The sequence below is a fragment of the Kribbella antibiotica genome, assembly GCF_004349055.1.
Taxonomy (GTDB): Bacteria; Actinomycetota; Actinomycetes; order Propionibacteriales; family Kribbellaceae; genus Kribbella; species Kribbella antibiotica.
Map to the genome: position 1 here is coordinate 1 of NZ_SMKX01000327.1, position 820 is coordinate 820.

Consider the following 820-nt stretch of genomic DNA (forward strand, 5'->3'; position numbering starts at 1 on the left):
TCAAAGACCAGACCGGCCTGCGCAGGTTCTCCCGCCGCGGCATCAAAGCCGCCGCCAGCGAACTCCACCTCGCAGCCACCGTGGTCAACCTCCTCAAACTCCACAAACACACCCTCCACCCCGCCACCTGAACCCGCAGCCGAGGCCCCACCCGGCCCGCCACGGCGAACCGAACATCCCACCAGATCCAACACCCCAACCGGCAACGCCATTTCGCTACAGCCTCATAGACCCGAAAAAGTCCCGCGTAGCGCGAAACGACGGGCGGATACGCCGGTGGAACTCCCCAGCGCCCGATTCGTCAGGTATCTGGTCGAGCTGGGGAGCAAAACCACCCGAAAACGACGGGTAGCGCTCCCCAGCCCATCCACCAGCCCACCCGGAGAGCTGGGTGGAACGTTTTGTGCAAATGGCGACATGAAGTTTCCACACTCGGCGCTGCTTTTCGACCTCAGCCATAGCGGGCACCTCAAGCAGCGGTCACGCGATCGCCGACCTCGCCAGTACCTCAACCAGGCACCCGGCCCAGCCAAGCTCTTTATGTAACGCGGCCGCCGCGGCGACCAGCCACAGGCGACGTGTCCGGCTTGTCCGGTGCGGCGAGCAACCATGCACCGCCGTACCAGCCCGACCGCAGGCCTAGGCGTCGCGCCGGCTAAAGAAGGCGAAGAGGTCGGCGGTTGAGGTGACGGGCTCGCCTGCTGGGCCGGTGAGGGTGTCTTCCAGGCCTAGGCGGAGGTCGTGGCCGTTGGATTGCGCCCAGTGGAGGGTGGGCCAGGTCCACGCGGCTTCGCCGTGGATGTTGGTGGGGCTGTCTCTT

1 protein-coding gene is annotated in these 820 nt (G+C 65.9%); it reads right to left on the minus strand.

Annotation, left to right across the window (positions count from 1 at the left end):
• Positions 1-639: 639 nt before the first annotated feature.
• Positions 640-820: 3-keto-5-aminohexanoate cleavage protein (locus E1263_RS43080; protein ID WP_165956951.1), on the minus strand; the 181-nt coding region annotated here is incomplete at its 5' end.